Source organism: Serratia sp. CY56464, assembly GCF_052168435.1.
GTDB lineage: Bacteria > Pseudomonadota > Gammaproteobacteria > Enterobacterales > Enterobacteriaceae > Serratia > Serratia marcescens.
Genome location: NZ_JBJNMV010000001.1, coordinates 2,578,904 through 2,593,240, shown reverse-complemented (window position 1 = coordinate 2,593,240; position 14,337 = coordinate 2,578,904). Strand labels below are relative to the sequence as shown.

The 14,337-nt window shown below is 62.0% G+C and carries 14 protein-coding genes and 1 other annotated feature; of the genes, 12 read left to right on the top strand and 2 right to left on the bottom strand.

The window, feature by feature from the left end:
* Nucleotides 1-26: 26 nt before the first annotated feature.
* Together rsmS and priC are read right to left on the bottom strand one after the other, a co-directional pair.
* A complete protein-coding gene (gene rsmS, locus ACJ8KE_RS12640) occupies nt 27-206 on the bottom strand; it encodes a pleiotropic regulatory protein RsmS (protein WP_016928837.1) in 180 nt (59 codons plus the stop codon).
* A gap of 106 nt (nt 207-312) precedes the next feature.
* Nucleotides 313-849 carry a primosomal replication protein PriC gene (priC, locus tag ACJ8KE_RS12635; RefSeq protein WP_033641136.1) on the bottom strand — a complete coding sequence of 179 codons (537 nt, stop codon included), beginning with the start codon at nt 847-849 and terminating at the stop codon, nt 313-315.
* 134 nt (nt 850-983) lie between these two features.
* Between priC and ACJ8KE_RS12630 the strand changes: the two genes are divergently transcribed.
* The 12 genes from ACJ8KE_RS12630 to ACJ8KE_RS12575 all read left to right on the top strand — a co-directional run bounded on the left by ACJ8KE_RS12630 (nt 984) and on the right by ACJ8KE_RS12575 (nt 14,286).
* Nucleotides 984-1,364, top strand: coding sequence for a DUF454 family protein (locus ACJ8KE_RS12630; RefSeq protein ID WP_049299671.1), 381 nt, complete (start codon nt 984-986; stop codon nt 1,362-1,364).
* A gap of 153 nt (nt 1,365-1,517) precedes the next feature.
* Nucleotides 1,518-2,069 (top strand): adenine phosphoribosyltransferase, encoded by a 552-nt coding sequence (apt, locus tag ACJ8KE_RS12625; RefSeq protein ID WP_015376864.1) that lies wholly within the window; start codon nt 1,518-1,520, stop codon nt 2,067-2,069.
* A gap of 92 nt (nt 2,070-2,161) precedes the next feature.
* A complete protein-coding gene (dnaX, locus tag ACJ8KE_RS12620) occupies nt 2,162-4,120 on the top strand; it encodes a DNA polymerase III subunit gamma/tau (protein ID WP_442517254.1) in 1,959 nt (652 codons plus the stop codon).
* Nucleotides 3,453-3,517: a sequence feature (DnaX frameshifting element), on the top strand. It overlaps the preceding gene by 65 nt.
* 41 nt (nt 4,121-4,161) lie before the next feature.
* On the top strand, nt 4,162-4,491 hold the full coding sequence (locus tag ACJ8KE_RS12615; RefSeq protein WP_004940264.1) for a YbaB/EbfC family nucleoid-associated protein: 330 nt from the start codon (nt 4,162-4,164) through the stop codon (nt 4,489-4,491).
* The gene (gene recR / locus ACJ8KE_RS12610; RefSeq protein ID WP_004940263.1) at nt 4,491-5,096 is read left to right on the top strand and encodes a recombination mediator RecR; all 606 of its coding nucleotides are present in this window, start codon (nt 4,491-4,493) and stop codon (nt 5,094-5,096) included. The genes ACJ8KE_RS12615 and recR overlap by 1 nt, the downstream gene beginning before the upstream one ends.
* Before the next feature lie 143 nt (nt 5,097-5,239).
* Nucleotides 5,240-7,105: a molecular chaperone HtpG gene (gene htpG / locus ACJ8KE_RS12605; RefSeq protein WP_016928833.1), complete on the top strand. Its 1,866-nt coding sequence runs from the start codon at nt 5,240-5,242 to the stop codon at nt 7,103-7,105.
* A gap of 202 nt (nt 7,106-7,307) precedes the next feature.
* Complete coding sequence (gene adk / locus ACJ8KE_RS12600) at nt 7,308-7,952, top strand: adenylate kinase (protein ID WP_004940261.1); 645 nt, start codon at nt 7,308-7,310, stop codon at nt 7,950-7,952.
* Between the two features lie 165 nt (nt 7,953-8,117).
* Nucleotides 8,118-9,251, top strand: a complete 1,134-nt coding sequence (locus ACJ8KE_RS12595; RefSeq protein WP_016928832.1) for a sugar diacid recognition domain-containing protein — start codon at nt 8,118-8,120, stop codon at nt 9,249-9,251.
* Nucleotides 9,252-9,370: 119 nt separating this feature from the next.
* Nucleotides 9,371-10,636, top strand: coding sequence for a GntP family permease (locus ACJ8KE_RS12590; RefSeq protein WP_016928831.1), 1,266 nt, complete (start codon nt 9,371-9,373; stop codon nt 10,634-10,636).
* Between the two features lie 9 nt (nt 10,637-10,645).
* Complete coding sequence (locus ACJ8KE_RS12585; RefSeq protein WP_079449600.1) at nt 10,646-11,809, top strand: glycerate kinase; 1,164 nt, start codon at nt 10,646-10,648, stop codon at nt 11,807-11,809.
* Between the two features lie 119 nt (nt 11,810-11,928).
* On the top strand, nt 11,929-12,891 hold the full coding sequence (hemH, locus tag ACJ8KE_RS12580; protein WP_139375535.1) for a ferrochelatase: 963 nt from the start codon (nt 11,929-11,931) through the stop codon (nt 12,889-12,891).
* A 90-nt stretch (nt 12,892-12,981) separates the two neighbouring features.
* On the top strand, nt 12,982-14,286 hold the full coding sequence (locus ACJ8KE_RS12575) for an inosine/guanosine kinase (RefSeq protein ID WP_004940249.1): 1,305 nt from the start codon (nt 12,982-12,984) through the stop codon (nt 14,284-14,286).
* The last annotated feature ends 51 nt before the right edge of the window (nt 14,287-14,337 follow it).

Sequence of the window (14,337 nt, the reverse complement as noted above, 5' to 3'; positions counted from 1 at the left end):
GAAAGGGACAGCGGCGCTGTCCCCGGTTACTGTCCGGCGGGCAGATAGGGCGAGGTGACGCCGGCGCGCTGCAGCTTTTCCTGATAATCCCGTTTGACGATATCCAGCGCCGCCAGCGCGGTAGCCGGATCGATCTCGTTGCATTCCAGCAGGTAAATCAAGTCTACCGCCAGCTGCAGTTCGGGTGAGGCGTTTTCCAGAGACATAGCACCTGCGCTTATTAATTAATGGGATGAAAAACTCGTGTCTCGGCAGAGTATAGTGAACCCGGCGCGCAACCGGGAATAATCATTAAAATATTGTGATAAATCTTCAAAAACCGTTTTCTTTGCGCTCGATATTGCGCTCGATGCGCGCCAGCGCCTGACGGCAGCGCATCAGTCTCCCCTCCAGCGCCGCCAGCTCGTGCTGCAGCTTTTGCTGCGCCGCCAGCGTGGTCTGGCGCCCCAGCAGGCTTTCCCGATCCTGAATCATGGCGATCAGCCGGCGTTCGTAGTCCTGATGTTCGGCCAGTTTGTGGTACAGATCGGCCTCGGGGGCTTCTTTCGGCTGGTTCTTGCGCCGCAGCGCCTGGGTTGCCAGCTCGCGCTGCAGGGCAGAGATTTGAGCCACCAGTTTTTCGGCCAGAAAGGCCACCTGGCTGGTGCGGTTGTCGTTGGCGGCGCTTTGCAATTGGGCGAAATTTTTCTCCACTTCGGCCAGGTAGTCGCGCAGCCGCGTGCCGCGATTGGCGAACAGGGCGGCGTCGAAGCGCGCCTGCGGGATCGGAACGTCGCCGCGCGGGGTCACTTCGGCCGCCAGCGCCGCGATCTGCTGTGCCAACACCTGTAATAGACGCTGAGTGCTCACATAAGCTCCCTCTTGATTTCAACAGGCGTAAGCTTGCCCGCGATCCTGCCGTGAAACAAGCGCCGTACGCATATTCCGCCGGCGCGGCGCCGATGCTACAGTAGGCGGCAACCGATTGAGGAGCGAAGAGCCGCATGACGCGTGGGTTATTGATCATTTTGGGTTGGCTGGCGGTGGTGCTGGCGACGTTGGGCGTGGTGCTGCCATTGCTGCCGACCACGCCGTTCCTGCTGTTGGCCGCCTGGTGTTTCGCCCGCTCTTCGCCGCGCTTTCATCACTGGCTGCTGTACCGCTCCTGGTTCGGCCCTTATCTGCGCCACTGGCAGCAGCATCGCGCGCTGCCGCCGGGGGCGAAGTGGAAGGCGGTGCTGGTTATTGTACTTACCTTCGCCTGTTCGCTGTGGCTGGTGAAAATCTGGTGGGTGCGCGGGCTGTTGCTGCTGATGCTGGCTATTTTGCTGACCTTTATGCTGCGCCTGCCGGTTATTGACCTGTCGCAACAAAAACAGCGCTGATTGTGCGCCGCTGGTTGCATTTGTCCGCCAGTTTGCATAGATTTGGGCGTTTTCGTGCGCGGATCGCCTGCCATTTCTTCTCCGGTGTGTTTCACCCGGGGGCGGCGGGTGAGCGGCGCGCCGGTTTTCAGGCAGTTTTATCAGGCAACAATTATGACCGCTACTGCGCAGCAGCTTCAGTTTATTAAAGACAGTATCAAAACCATCCCGGATTATCCGAAGCCGGGCATCCTGTTCCGCGACGTGACCAGCCTGCTGGAAAACCCGTTGGCCTACGCCGCCAGCATCGAGCTGCTGGTTGAGCGCTATCGCGAAGCGGGCGTGACCAAGGTGGTGGGTACCGAAGCGCGCGGTTTCCTGTTCGGCGCGCCCGTCGCGCTGGCGCTGGGCGTCGGTTTCGTGCCGGTGCGCAAACCGGGCAAACTGCCGCGCGCCACGCTCAGCGAAAGCTATGAGCTGGAGTACGGCACCGACAAGCTGGAGATCCACACCGACGCCATCACTGCGGGTGACAAAGTGCTGGTGGTGGACGATCTGCTGGCGACCGGCGGCACCATCGAAGCGACCACCAAACTGATCCGCCGTCTGGGCGGTGAAGTGAACGACGCCGCGTTCATCATCAACCTGCCGGATCTGGGCGGGGAAGCGCGTCTGAACAAGCTGGGCATCGATTGCTACTGCCTGGTGGACTTCGCCGGCCATTGATGCGGCATTGCCCCTTGGGCACAACGGCCTCGCGGATCGCCGCGGGGCTGTGTTAGCATGACCCTCCAGATTCCTCGACTTCTCCGGTATTAATGAGCTATCAGGTTCTCGCCCGTAAGTGGCGCCCTCAAACGTTCGCAGACGTGGTCGGCCAGGAACATGTCCTGACCGCGCTGGCCAACGGCCTCTCACTGGGGCGGATCCATCACGCCTATCTGTTCTCGGGCACGCGCGGCGTGGGGAAAACCACCATCGCCCGCTTGCTGGCCAAAGGCCTGAACTGTGAAACCGGCATCACCGCCACGCCGTGCGGCCAATGCGACAACTGCCGCGAGATCGAGCAGGGGCGCTTCGTCGATCTGATCGAGATCGACGCCGCTTCCCGAACCAAGGTGGAAGATACCCGCGATCTGCTGGACAACGTCCAGTACGCGCCGGCGCGCGGCCGCTTCAAGGTCTACCTGATCGACGAAGTGCACATGCTCTCGCGCCACAGCTTCAACGCGTTGCTGAAGACGTTGGAAGAGCCGCCGCCGCACGTCAAATTCCTGTTGGCCACCACCGATCCGCAAAAGCTGCCGGTGACCATTCTCTCGCGCTGTCTGCAGTTCCACCTCAAAGCGCTGGACGTCGATCAGATCCGTCAGCAGCTGGAAACGGTGCTGACGGCGGAGCAGATCACCAGCGACGCGCGTGCGCTGCAGCTTCTGGCGCGCGCCGCCGACGGCAGCATGCGCGACGCGCTGAGCCTGACCGATCAGGCGATCGCCATGGGGCAGGGGCAGGTGACCGCCGCCACCGTCAGCCAGATGCTCGGCACGCTCGATGACGAGCAACCGCTGGCGATCCTCGAAGCGCTGGTCAGCGCCGACGGCGAAAAGGTGATGGCGCAGGTCGCGCAGGCCGCTTCGCGCGGCGTGGACTGGGAAAATCTGCTGGTGGAGACGTTGGCGCTGCTGCATCGCATTGCGATGGTGCAGCTGTTGCCTTCGATGCTCGACAACCAGTACGCCGCCGTGGAGCAACGGCTGCGCGAGCTGGCGCGAACCCTGCCGCCGGCCGATGTGCAACTTTACTACCAGACGCTGTTGGTGGGCCGCAAAGAGCTGGCCTATGCGCCGGATCGCCGCATGGGGGTTGAGATGACCCTGCTGCGTGCGCTGGCGTTTCACCCGAAAGCGGTGATCCCGGAGCCGGTGGCGTTGGTGCAGACCGCGCCGGCGCCGATGGCGCAGCCGCAGGCCGCCGCTTCACAACAGCCGCCGCAGTTTCAGGACGCGCCGCCGCCGCTAGGGCAGCCGGCCGCGCCACAGCGACAATCATCGGCCCCTTTACCGGATGCCACCGCCCAGCTGTTGAAAGCGCGGTCCCAGCTGCAACGGCAGCAGGGAGCATCCACACCAAAAAAGAATGAGCCGGCGGCGCCAGGAATAGCGCGGCCGGCAAACTCGGCGCTGGGGCGTTTGGCTTCCGTGACCGAGCGCAGCCAGCAGCGCCTGGCGGAGAAGAAGGTGCTGGAAAAACCGGCGAAACCGGAAGCCTATCGCTGGCGCGCGCAGACCGAGCCGGAAGCGGCGCCGGAACCACTGGCGACGCCGAAAGCGCTGCGCACGGCGTTGGAGCACGAGAAAACACCGGAGCTGGCCGCCAAGCTGGTGGTGGAGTCGCTGGAGCGCGACGCCTGGGCGGCGGAAATCGATAAGCTGAAGATCCCGAAATTGGTGCAGCAGCTGGCGTTGAACGCCTTCAAGCAGCAGCCGGAGCCGGGCAAAATTAACCTCCATCTGCGGTCTTCGCAGCGCCATCTGAATTCGCCTTCGGCGCAGAAGACGCTGGCCGACGCGCTCGGTGAGTTGTACGGCGGCCCGATTGAGCTGACCGTGGTGGAGGACGATAATCCGGCGGGGCGGACCCCGCTGGAATGGCGACAAGCCATCTATGAAGAAAAGCTGGCGCAGGCGCGCCAGTCCATCGAAGCGGATACCAACATTCAGACGCTGCGCCGATTCTTCGACGCGGATCTGGATGAAGAGAGTATTCGCCCCCTTTAAACGCCGCGCGAGGTGCGCGGCCCTAGCGACGAGAGACGACTATGTTTGGTAAAGGCGGTCTGGGCAACCTGATGAAGCAAGCCCAGCAAATGCAAGAAAAAATGCAGCAGATGCAGGAAGAAGTCGCCAAATTGGAAGTGACCGGCGAATCCGGCGCGGGCCTGGTGAAAGTCACCATCAACGGCGCGCACAACTGCCGCCGCGTGGAGATCGATCCTAGCCTGATGGAAGACGACAAAGAGATGCTGGAAGATCTGATCGCCGCTGCGTTTAACGACGCCGCGCGCCGCATCGAAGAGACTCAGAAAGAGAAAATGGCTTCCGTCTCCAGCGGCATGCAGTTGCCGCCTGGCTTCAAGATGCCGTTCTGATGCAAACCAGCCCGCTCCTTGAATCCCTGATGGAGGCGTTGCGCTGCCTGCCGGGCGTCGGCCCGAAATCGGCGCAGCGCATGGCGTTTCAGCTGCTGCAGCGCGATCGCAGCGGCGGGATGCGCCTGGCGCAGGCGTTGACGCGCGCGATGTCGGAGATCGGCCACTGCGCCGACTGCCGCACCTTCACCGAACAGGACGTCTGCACTATTTGCGCCAATCCGCGCCGTCAGCAAAACGGCCAGATTTGCGTGGTGGAAAGCCCGGCGGATATCCACGCCATCGAGCAGACCGGCCAGTTCGCCGGGCGCTACTTTGTGCTGATGGGGCATCTGTCGCCGCTGGACGGCATCGGGCCGGGCGATATCGGTCTGGATCGCCTGGAGCAACGGCTGGAAAAGGAAAGCATCACCGAAGTGATCCTCGCCACCAACCCGACGGTGGAAGGGGAAGCGACCGCCAACTACATCGCCGAGATGTGCGGCCAGTATGGCGTGCTCGCCAGCCGCATCGCCCACGGCGTGCCGGTGGGCGGCGAGCTGGAGATGGTCGACGGCACCACGCTGTCGCATTCGCTGGCCGGGCGCCACGCCATCAAGTTCTGATGTTTTCCCGGATGGGGCCGCCCGGCCCCACCGTTTTTTGCCAAAAAATTCCCGCTGTCCGCTTGAAAAACAACACCCTGACCCTCATCTGATCCTCATTGTTCGATTTTGGTAGCCATTGTCTTTTGAGGTAATCAATGAGTATGAAAGGTCAAGAAACCCGCGGGTTCCAGTCTGAAGTAAAACAGCTGCTTCATTTGATGATCCATTCGCTGTACTCCAACAAAGAAATTTTCCTGCGCGAGCTGATTTCCAACGCCTCTGACGCCGCCGACAAGCTGCGCTTCCGCGCCCTGTCCGCGCCAGAGCTGTACGCCGGCGACGGCGAACTGCGCGTACGTTTGTCCTTCGATAAAGAGCAGCGCACCCTGACCATCGCCGACAACGGCATCGGCATGCGCCGCGAAGAAGTGATTGAAAACCTCGGCACCATCGCCAAGTCAGGCACCAAAGCGTTCCTGGAGTCCATCGGTTCCGATCAGGCGAAAGACAGCCAACTGATCGGTCAGTTCGGCGTCGGTTTCTATTCGGCGTTCATCGTGGCGGACAAAGTGACCGTGCGCACCCGCGCCGCCGGCGCCGCCGATGACGAAGGCGTGTTCTGGGAGTCCGCCGGCGAAGGCGACTACACCATCGCCGACATCACCAAAGAGACCCGCGGCACCGAAATCACCCTGCATCTGCGCGAAGGCGAAGATGAGTACCTCGACGCCTGGCGCCTGCGTTCGGTGATCGGCAAATATTCCGATCACATCGCCTTGCCGGTGGAGATCGAAAGCAAAAACGAAGAAGACGACACCGTCACCTGGGAGAAGATCAACAAGGCGCAGGCCCTGTGGACTCGCAGCAAGGCTGACGTGACCGACGAAGAGTACAAAGAGTTCTACAAACACATCGCCCACGACTTCACCGATCCGCTGAGCTGGAGCCACAACCGGGTGGAGGGCAAGCAGGAATACACCAGCCTGCTGTACATCCCGGCGCAGGCGCCGTGGGACATGTGGAACCGCGATCACAAGCACGGCCTGAAGCTGTATGTGCAGCGCGTGTTCATCATGGACGACGCCGAGCAGTTCATGCCGAACTACCTGCGCTTCGTGCGTGGCCTGATCGATTCCAACGATCTGCCGCTGAACGTGTCGCGCGAGATCCTGCAAGACAGCCGCGTGACGCAAAACCTGCGCGGTGCGCTGACCAAGCGCGTGCTGCAGATGCTGGATAAGCTGGCCAAAGACGACGCCGAAGGCTACCAGAAATTCTGGCAGCAATTCGGTCTGGTGCTGAAAGAGGGCCCGGCGGAAGACAACGGCAACCAGGAAGCGATCGCCAAATTGCTGCGCTTCGCGACCACCCACGGCGACAGCTCGGCGCAGACCGTATCGCTGGAAGAGTACGTCGGCCGCATGGCGGAAGGCCAGGAGAAGATTTACTACATCACCGCCGACAGCTACGCCGCGGCCAAGAGCAGCCCGCACCTGGAGCTGTTCCGCAAGAAAGGCATCGAAGTGCTGCTGCTGTCCGATCGCATCGACGAGTGGATGATGAGCTACCTGACCGAGTTCGACGGCAAGCCGTTCCAGTCGGTCAGCAAGGCGGATGAAGCGCTGGATAAACTGGCGGATGAAACCGAAGAGCAGAAGGCCGCCGAGAAGCAACTGGAACCATTCATCGAACGCGTGAAAACCCTGCTGGGCGATCGCGTGAAGGATGTGCGCCTGACGCACCGCCTGACCGATACGCCGGCGATCGTCGTGACCGACGCCGACGAAATGAGCACCCAGATGGCCAAGCTGTTCGCCGCCGCCGGCCAGCAGGCGCCGGAAGTGAAGTACATTTTCGAGCTTAATCCGGAACATGCTCTGGTCAAACGCGCATCCGACGTGGGCGATAACGAACATTTTGCCGAATGGATCGACCTGCTATTGGATCAGGCGCTGTTGGCTGAACGCGGCACGTTGGAGGATCCGAACCTGTTCATACGCCGCATGAATAAGTTGCTGTCCGCCTAAAGTTGAAGATATGCGCCCTTAACGGCACCGTTAGGGGCGCATTTTCGGTTTTTCCCCACCTTTTCTCGCCTTTTGTTCGTCGGTTTTTTTGCACATTCCGCAATCGATTTCCTTCGCGCGCCTTGAGCCTGCCCCCCCTGAAATGGTATCGTTGAGCGTTTTCGCAATTTTATAAAAACTACATAGCAAGGGGATTTACGCAATGCGTATCATTCTGCTGGGCGCTCCGGGCGCTGGTAAAGGTACTCAGGCTCAATTCATCATGGAGAAATACGGCATTCCGCAAATCTCCACCGGTGATATGTTGCGCGCAGCCGTGAAGGCCGGCAGTGAACTGGGCAAGCAGGCGAAAGAGATCATGGACGCCGGCAAGCTGGTGACCGATGAGCTGGTGATCGCGCTGGTCAAAGAGCGCATCGCTCAGGAAGATTGCCGCAAGGGCTTCCTGCTGGACGGTTTCCCACGCACCATTCCGCAGGCTGACGCGATGAAAGAAGCCGGCATCAACGTGGACTTCGTGCTGGAGTTCGACGTGCCGGACGAGCTGATCGTTGACCGCATCGTTGGCCGCCGCGTGCACGCGCCGTCTGGCCGCGTATACCACGTGAAGTTCAATCCGCCGCAGGTGGAAGGCAAAGACGACGTGACCGGCGAAGAGCTGACCACGCGCAAGGACGATCAGGAAGAGACCGTACGCAAGCGTCTGGTGGAATACCATCAGATGACCGCGCCGCTGATCTCTTACTACAGCAAAGAAGCGGCAGCGGGCAACACCCAATACCGCAAAATCGACGGCACCCGCAAGGTGGCCGAAGTGAGCGCAGAGCTGGCGACCATCCTCGGTTGATCGCAAGCGCATTGTGCATGACGCCGGGCCCGTGGCCCGGCGTTTTTTTTGCCGTTTTGCCGCCAAATTGTGATCGCGGCGGCTTGTTGCAACCGTGCCCGTTAATCGCCCACGCCAAATGGCGTATAACAAGCCTGCGTTTTCACCCTCAGCAGGGAGCCGGGCATGCTCAGACAAACCAATCTTCTGGCGGAAGCCACCGCGCGCCAGATCGTCCAGCGGGCGATGGGCATCATCAGCCATTCCGTCAACGTGATGGACAGCAACGGCGTGATCATCGCCTCCGGCAACCCGCAGCGCCTGTTCCAGCGCCATGAAGGCGCGGTGCTGGCGCTGGCGGAGAATCGGGTGGTGGAAATCGACCGCGCCACCGCCGAGCACCTGAAGGGCGTGCGGCCCGGCATCAACCTGCCGTTCAGCTTTCGTAACCAGCGGGTGGGGGTGATTGGCATTTCCGGCGAACCGGCCGAGGTGCGCGCCTACGCCGAGTTGGTCAAGATGGCGGCGGAGATGATGGTAGAGCAGGCGGCGCTGCTGGATCAGCACCAGTGGGAAAAGCGCTACCGGGAAGAGCTGGCGAACCAGCTGTTGCAGCCGCAGCCGAACACGGCGTCGCTGGAAGCGATGGCGGCGTATCTGGGATTGGATCTGCGCCAGACGCGCATCGTGTGGATCGTCGAACTGCAAGAGGCGCAGCCGCACCTGTTGCGCGAGCTGTTGGCGGAGTTGGAGGCCACCCAGCGCGACGCGTTGATCGCCATTACCGGCTTCAATGAAATGACCCTGTTGCGCCCGGCCTGCATGGCTCAGGGCGAATGGAGTTTGAAGCTGGAGCGCCAGCAGGCGCAGCGTTTGCAAAATCAGCTTAAACACCGCTTTCGGGTGCGGCTGATCGTCGGCGGTTTTTATGACGATCCGCAAAGCGCCTACCGTTCCAGCCTGACGGCGCGCGCCACCCAGGCAATGGCGCAGCGCCTGAAACTGCGTCACGCCACGCTGTTCTACCACGACTATCCGTTGCCGTCGCTGCTGTGCGATCTGGGAGAGGACTGGCGCGCGCAAGAGCTGGGGCGCCCCTGGCGGACGCTGGGCGAACAGGATGAAAAAGGCGTGCTGCGCAGTACGCTGCGCCACTATTTTTCGCAGAATTGTGATCAGACGCAGACCGCCGCGCAGCTGCATATTCACGTCAATACCCTGCGTTATCGCCTGCAGCGCATTGAAGCGATAACCGGCATGAAAATCAATCAATTAACTGACTCTCTGCGGTTGTTTATCGGCATGCTGATGCACGACTGAGTTGTGCCAACCCACAAATTCCGCGCCGTTCCCCCGGCGCTTTTTTGTTGTTTCCCCTCAGGTCAACGCCGGACGCGCGCGATATGTTGGCCTGCACATCAACCACGGAGAAAACAACAATGACAACCGTATCCACTCTGGGGGCGCTGGTGGCGTTAGCCGTCGCCATCGTCCTGATTCTACGCAAGGTGCCGCCGGCTTACGGCATGATCGCCGGCGCGCTGGCGGGCGGGCTGTGCGGCGGCGCCGACCTGGTGCAGACCGTGACGCTGATGATCGGCGGGGCGCAGGGCATCACCAACGCCGTGATGCGCATTTTGGCGGCGGGGGTATTGGCCGGGGTGCTGATCGAATCCGGCGCGGCGCACACCATCGCCGAAACCATCGTGCGCAAGGTGGGCGAAACCCGCGCGTTGCTGGCGCTGGCGGTGGCTACACTTATCCTGACGGCGGTGGGGGTGTTTATCGATGTGGCGGTGATCACCGTCGCGCCGATCGCGCTGTCGATCGCCCAGAAGGCCGGCATTTCACGCGCGGCGATCCTGCTGGCGATGATCGGCGGCGGCAAGGCCGGCAACGTGATGTCGCCTAACCCGAACACCATTGCGGCGGCGGACAACTTCCATGTGCCGCTCACTTCGGTGATGATGGCCGGCATCGTGCCGGGCCTGTGCGGCCTGGTGGTGGCCTATCTGCTGGCGCGTCGCCTGAGCGATAAAGGCAGCAGGGTGATGGCCGAAGAGCTGACTCAGCATGCCGAAGGAGCGCGGCCGGGTTTTGCTGCGGCGATCAGCGCGCCGCTGGTGGCGATCCTGCTGCTGTCGCTGCGGCCGATCGCCGGGATCGCCGTCGATCCGCTGATCGCGCTGCCGGCCGGCGGGTTGGCGGGTGCGCTGCTGATGGGGCGCATTCGTCAGTGCAATCAGTTTATGGTTTCCGGCCTGTCGCGCATGGCGCCGGTGGCGATCATGCTGCTCGGCACCGGCACATTGGCGGGCATCATCGCCAATTCGGCGCTGAAGGATGTCTTGATTAACGGCTTAACGCACACCGGGCTGCCGGCCTGGCTGCTGGCGCCGCTGTCCGGCGCGCTGATGTCGATGGCGACCGCCTCGACCACCGCCGGCACCGCCGTCGCCTCCGGGGTGTTCAGCTCCACGCTGCTGGAACTGGGGGTGAGCGGGTTGGCCGGCGCGGCGATGATCCACGCGGGCGCCACGGTGCTGGATCACCTGCCGCATGGCAGTTTCTTCCACGCCACCGGCGGCAGCGTCAATATGGCGGTGCACGAGCGGCTCAAGCTGCTGCCGTATGAAACGTTGGTGGGGTTCACCATCGCGGCAATCTCGGCGCTGATGTTTGGCGTATTTAACCTGGCGGGATAAGGAACAGTGATGAAAGCGCTGAAAAAAGTGGTTATTGCTCCGGATTCTTTCAAAGAGAGCCTGAGCGCGCTCGGCGTCGCCGACGCCATCGAACGGGGATTCCGTCAGATTTATCCGCAGGCGCACTACGTGAAGCTGCCGATGGCGGACGGCGGCGAAGGCACGGTGGAGTCGATGGTGGCGGCCACCGGCGGCGAGATCGTCCAGGTAACGGTCACCGGGCCGCTGGGGGAGCCGGTACAGGGATTCTATGGTCTGCTGGGCGACGGCGAAACCGCGGTGATTGAAATGGCCGCCGCCTCCGGACTGCATTTGGCGCCGCCCAACCGGCGCGATCCGCGCATCACCACCAGTTACGGCACCGGCGAACTGATGCTGGCGGCGCTGGAACGCGGCGTGAAGGCGATCATTCTCGGCATCGGCGGCAGCGCCACCAACGACGGCGGCGCTGGGATGATGCAGGCGCTGGGCGTTAAATTGCTGGATAAGGATGGTCGCCCGCTGCCGGTGGGCGGCGCGGCGCTGGCGCAGCTGGCGCACCTCGATCTCGCCGGGCTGGATGCGCGTTGGCAACGGGTGAGCGTGACCGCCGCCTGCGACGTCGATAACCCGCTGTGCGGCGAAAAGGGCGCGTCGGCGGTATTCGGGCCGCAGAAGGGGGCGACGCCGGAGATGGTGGCGCAGCTCGATGCGGCGCTGCATCACTATGGCGAACTGCTGGAACGGGAAACCGGCCGCGCCGTGCTGACCCAGCCAGGGGCGGGTGCGGCGGGCGGCATGGGGGCGGCGCTGCTTGGCATGCTCGACGCGCGTTTGCGGCCGGGCATAGAGATCGTCACTGAAACCCTGCGCCTGGATGAGGCGGTGCGCGATGCCGATCTGGTGATCACCGGCGAAGGGCGGCTGGACAGCCAGTCGATTCACGGCAAAACGCCGATCGGCGTGGCGCGGGTGGCCAAGCGTTACGGCGTGCCGGTGATCGCCATCGCCGGCAGCCTGACGCCGGATTATTCGGTGGTGCATCAACACGGCATCGATGCGGCGTTTTCGGTGCTCGATCGCATTGTGACGCTGGAAGAAGCGCTGGCGGGCGCCGATCGCAATCTGCAGGTGACGGCGCGCAACGTGGCGGCGGTATGGCAGCTGGCGCAAGGAAGAAGCCCACAGGCATAGCCTGTTGCTGTTATCGGTTTCGATGCAGGACTTTTCCGTTACAATAGCCGGCATTAATGGCTGCTGACATCCCGACCCAGAACGGAATGCCGGCCGGAAAGGAAATGAGGGGAACTGAGATGAAGCAAGAGAAACACGGCGTATTGCTGGTGAACCTGGGCACGCCAGATGCGCCGACCTCGTCGGCGGTCAAACGCTATCTGAAGGAATTCCTCAGTGACGATCGCGTGGTCGACACGGCGCCGCTGATCTGGTGGCCGATCCTCAACGGCGCGATCTTGCCGATCCGTTCGCCGCGCGTGGCGAAACTCTATCAGTCGGTGTGGATGGAAGAAGGCTCGCCGCTGCTGGTGTACAGCCGCCGCCAACAGCGGGCGCTGGCGGCGCGCATGCCGAATACGCCGGTGGAGCTGGGCATGAGCTACGGTTCGCCGAGCCTGGCGGAAGCCATCGACAAGCTGCTGGCGCAGGGCGTGACCAACCTGGTGGTGCTGCCGCTCTATCCGCAATATTCCTGTTCCACCAGCGCGGCGGTATGGGACGGCATAGCGCGGGTGCTGAAAGGCTATCGCCGCTTGCCTTCTGTGGCCTTCATTCGCGATTACGCCGAACACCCGGCCTATATCGCCGCGCTGCAACAAAGCGTGGAGCGCTCGTTCGCCGAGCACGGCCAGCCGGACCGGCTGGTGCTGTCTTTCCACGGCATCCCCAAACGTTATGCGCGGCTGGGCGACGACTACCCGCAACGCTGCGAGGATACGCTGCGTGCGCTGAGCGCCACGCTGCCGCTGGCGCCGGAGCGAGTGATGATGACGTACCAATCGCGCTTCGGCCGCGAGCCTTGGCTGACGCCGTATACCGATGAGACCCTAAAAGGGTTGCCGGCGCAGGGCGTGAAGCACATTCAACTGATTTGCCCCGGCTTCTCGGCAGACTGCCTGGAAACGCTGGAAGAGATCAAAGAGCAGAACCGCGAGATCTTCCTTAAGGCCGGCGGCGAGAAATTTGAATACATCTCTGCGTTGAACGACGAGCCGGCGCATATTGACATGATGCAGCAACTGGTGGCGCAGCGTCTGTAATCATCCATAATCTGTCTATTAGATGCATCGTGATCGGGCGGGGATGTGTTAACATTCTCCGCTTGTTAAACCGCCACCACCACCAATCACATGAAATTTCCTGGTAAACGCAAGTCCAAACACTATTTCCCGGTGAGCGCCCGCGATCCGCTTCTGCAGCAGGCCCAGCCCGAAAGTGAAATCAGCACCTCGTATATTGTCGGCATCGACCAGACGCTGGTGGATATCGAGGCAAAAGTGGACGATGCTTTTGTCCAGCGTTACGGCCTGAGCCTGGGCCACTCTCTGGTGATCGAAGACGACGTCGCCGAGGCGCTGTATCAGGAACTGAATGAAAACAACCTGGTCACCCATCAGTTCGCCGGCGGCACCATCGGCAATACCATGCACAACTATTCGGTGCTGGCGGACGATCGTTCGGTACTGCTCGGCGTGATGTGCAGCAACGTGAAAATCGGCAGCTACGCCTACCGTTATCTGTGCAATACCTCCAGCCGCACCGATCTTAACTATTTGCAGGGTGTTGATGGCGCCATCGGCCGCTGTTTCACGCTGATCGGCGAAAGCGGCGAGCGCACCTTCGCCATCAACCCTGGCCAGATGAACCAGCTGCGCCCGGAAAGCATTCCTGAAGAGGTGATCGCCGGCGCGTCGGCGCTGGTGCTGAGCTCTTATCTGGTGCGCTGCAAGGAAGGGGAGCCGATAAAGGACGCGACCCTGCAGGCGATCGAGTACGCCAAAAAACACGATGTGCCGGTGGTGCTGACGCTGGGCACCAAGTACGTGATCGCCGACAACCCGCAGTGGTGGCGCGACTTCCTGAAGGAAAATGTGACGATTCTGGCGATGAACGAAGACGAAGCGCTGGAGCTGACCGGGCTGAGCGATCCGCTGACCGCGTCGGACATGGCGCTGGAGTGGGTGGATCTGGTGCTGTGCACCGCCGGGCCGAATGGCCTGTATATGGCGGGCTACACCGAAGAAGCCAATAAGCGCCAGACCCAGCACCCGCTGTTGCCGGGGCATATCGCCGAGTTCAACCGCTACGAGTTCAGCCGCGCCATGCGCCGCGAGCACTGTGAAAATCCGCTGCGCGTTTATTCGCACATCGCGCCGTATATGGGCGGGCCGGAGAAGATCATGAACACCAACGGCGCCGGCGACGGCGCGCTGTCGGCGTTGCTGCACGATATCGCCGCCAACGGTTATCACCGCCACAACGTGCCGAACTCGAGCAAGCACGTGCGCAGTTACCTGACCTACTCCTCCCTGGCGCAGGTGTGCAAATACGCCAACCGCGTCAGCTACCAGGTATTGAACCAGCATTCGCCGCGCCTCACGCGCGGCCTGCCGGAGCGCGAAGACAGCCTGGAAGAGTCCTACTGGGAGCGTTAACCCGCTGAAAAAGAAAAGGTCCGGCATGCCGGACCTTTTTTTATGCGCGGT

Excerpts from the sequence above, each read along its gene's own strand:
- rsmS (WP_016928837.1), bottom strand. The coding sequence starts at position 206 with ATGTCTCTGGAAAACGCCTCACCCGAACTGCAGCTGGCGGTAGACTTG.
- ACJ8KE_RS12630 (WP_049299671.1), top strand. The coding sequence starts at position 984 with ATGACGCGTGGGTTATTGATCATTTTGGGTTGGCTGGCGGTGGTGCTG.
- apt (WP_015376864.1), top strand. The coding sequence starts at position 1,518 with ATGACCGCTACTGCGCAGCAGCTTCAGTTTATTAAAGACAGTATCAAA.
- dnaX (WP_442517254.1), top strand. The coding sequence starts at position 2,162 with ATGAGCTATCAGGTTCTCGCCCGTAAGTGGCGCCCTCAAACGTTCGCA.
- ACJ8KE_RS12615 (WP_004940264.1), top strand. The coding sequence starts at position 4,162 with ATGTTTGGTAAAGGCGGTCTGGGCAACCTGATGAAGCAAGCCCAGCAA.
- recR (WP_004940263.1), top strand. The coding sequence starts at position 4,491 with ATGCAAACCAGCCCGCTCCTTGAATCCCTGATGGAGGCGTTGCGCTGC.
- htpG (WP_016928833.1), top strand. The coding sequence starts at position 5,240 with ATGAAAGGTCAAGAAACCCGCGGGTTCCAGTCTGAAGTAAAACAGCTG.
- adk (WP_004940261.1), top strand. The coding sequence starts at position 7,308 with ATGCGTATCATTCTGCTGGGCGCTCCGGGCGCTGGTAAAGGTACTCAG.
- ACJ8KE_RS12595 (WP_016928832.1), top strand. The coding sequence starts at position 8,118 with ATGCTCAGACAAACCAATCTTCTGGCGGAAGCCACCGCGCGCCAGATC.
- ACJ8KE_RS12590 (WP_016928831.1), top strand. The coding sequence starts at position 9,371 with ATGACAACCGTATCCACTCTGGGGGCGCTGGTGGCGTTAGCCGTCGCC.
- ACJ8KE_RS12585 (WP_079449600.1), top strand. The coding sequence starts at position 10,646 with ATGAAAGCGCTGAAAAAAGTGGTTATTGCTCCGGATTCTTTCAAAGAG.
- hemH (WP_139375535.1), top strand. The coding sequence starts at position 11,929 with ATGAAGCAAGAGAAACACGGCGTATTGCTGGTGAACCTGGGCACGCCA.
- ACJ8KE_RS12575 (WP_004940249.1), top strand. The coding sequence starts at position 12,982 with ATGAAATTTCCTGGTAAACGCAAGTCCAAACACTATTTCCCGGTGAGC.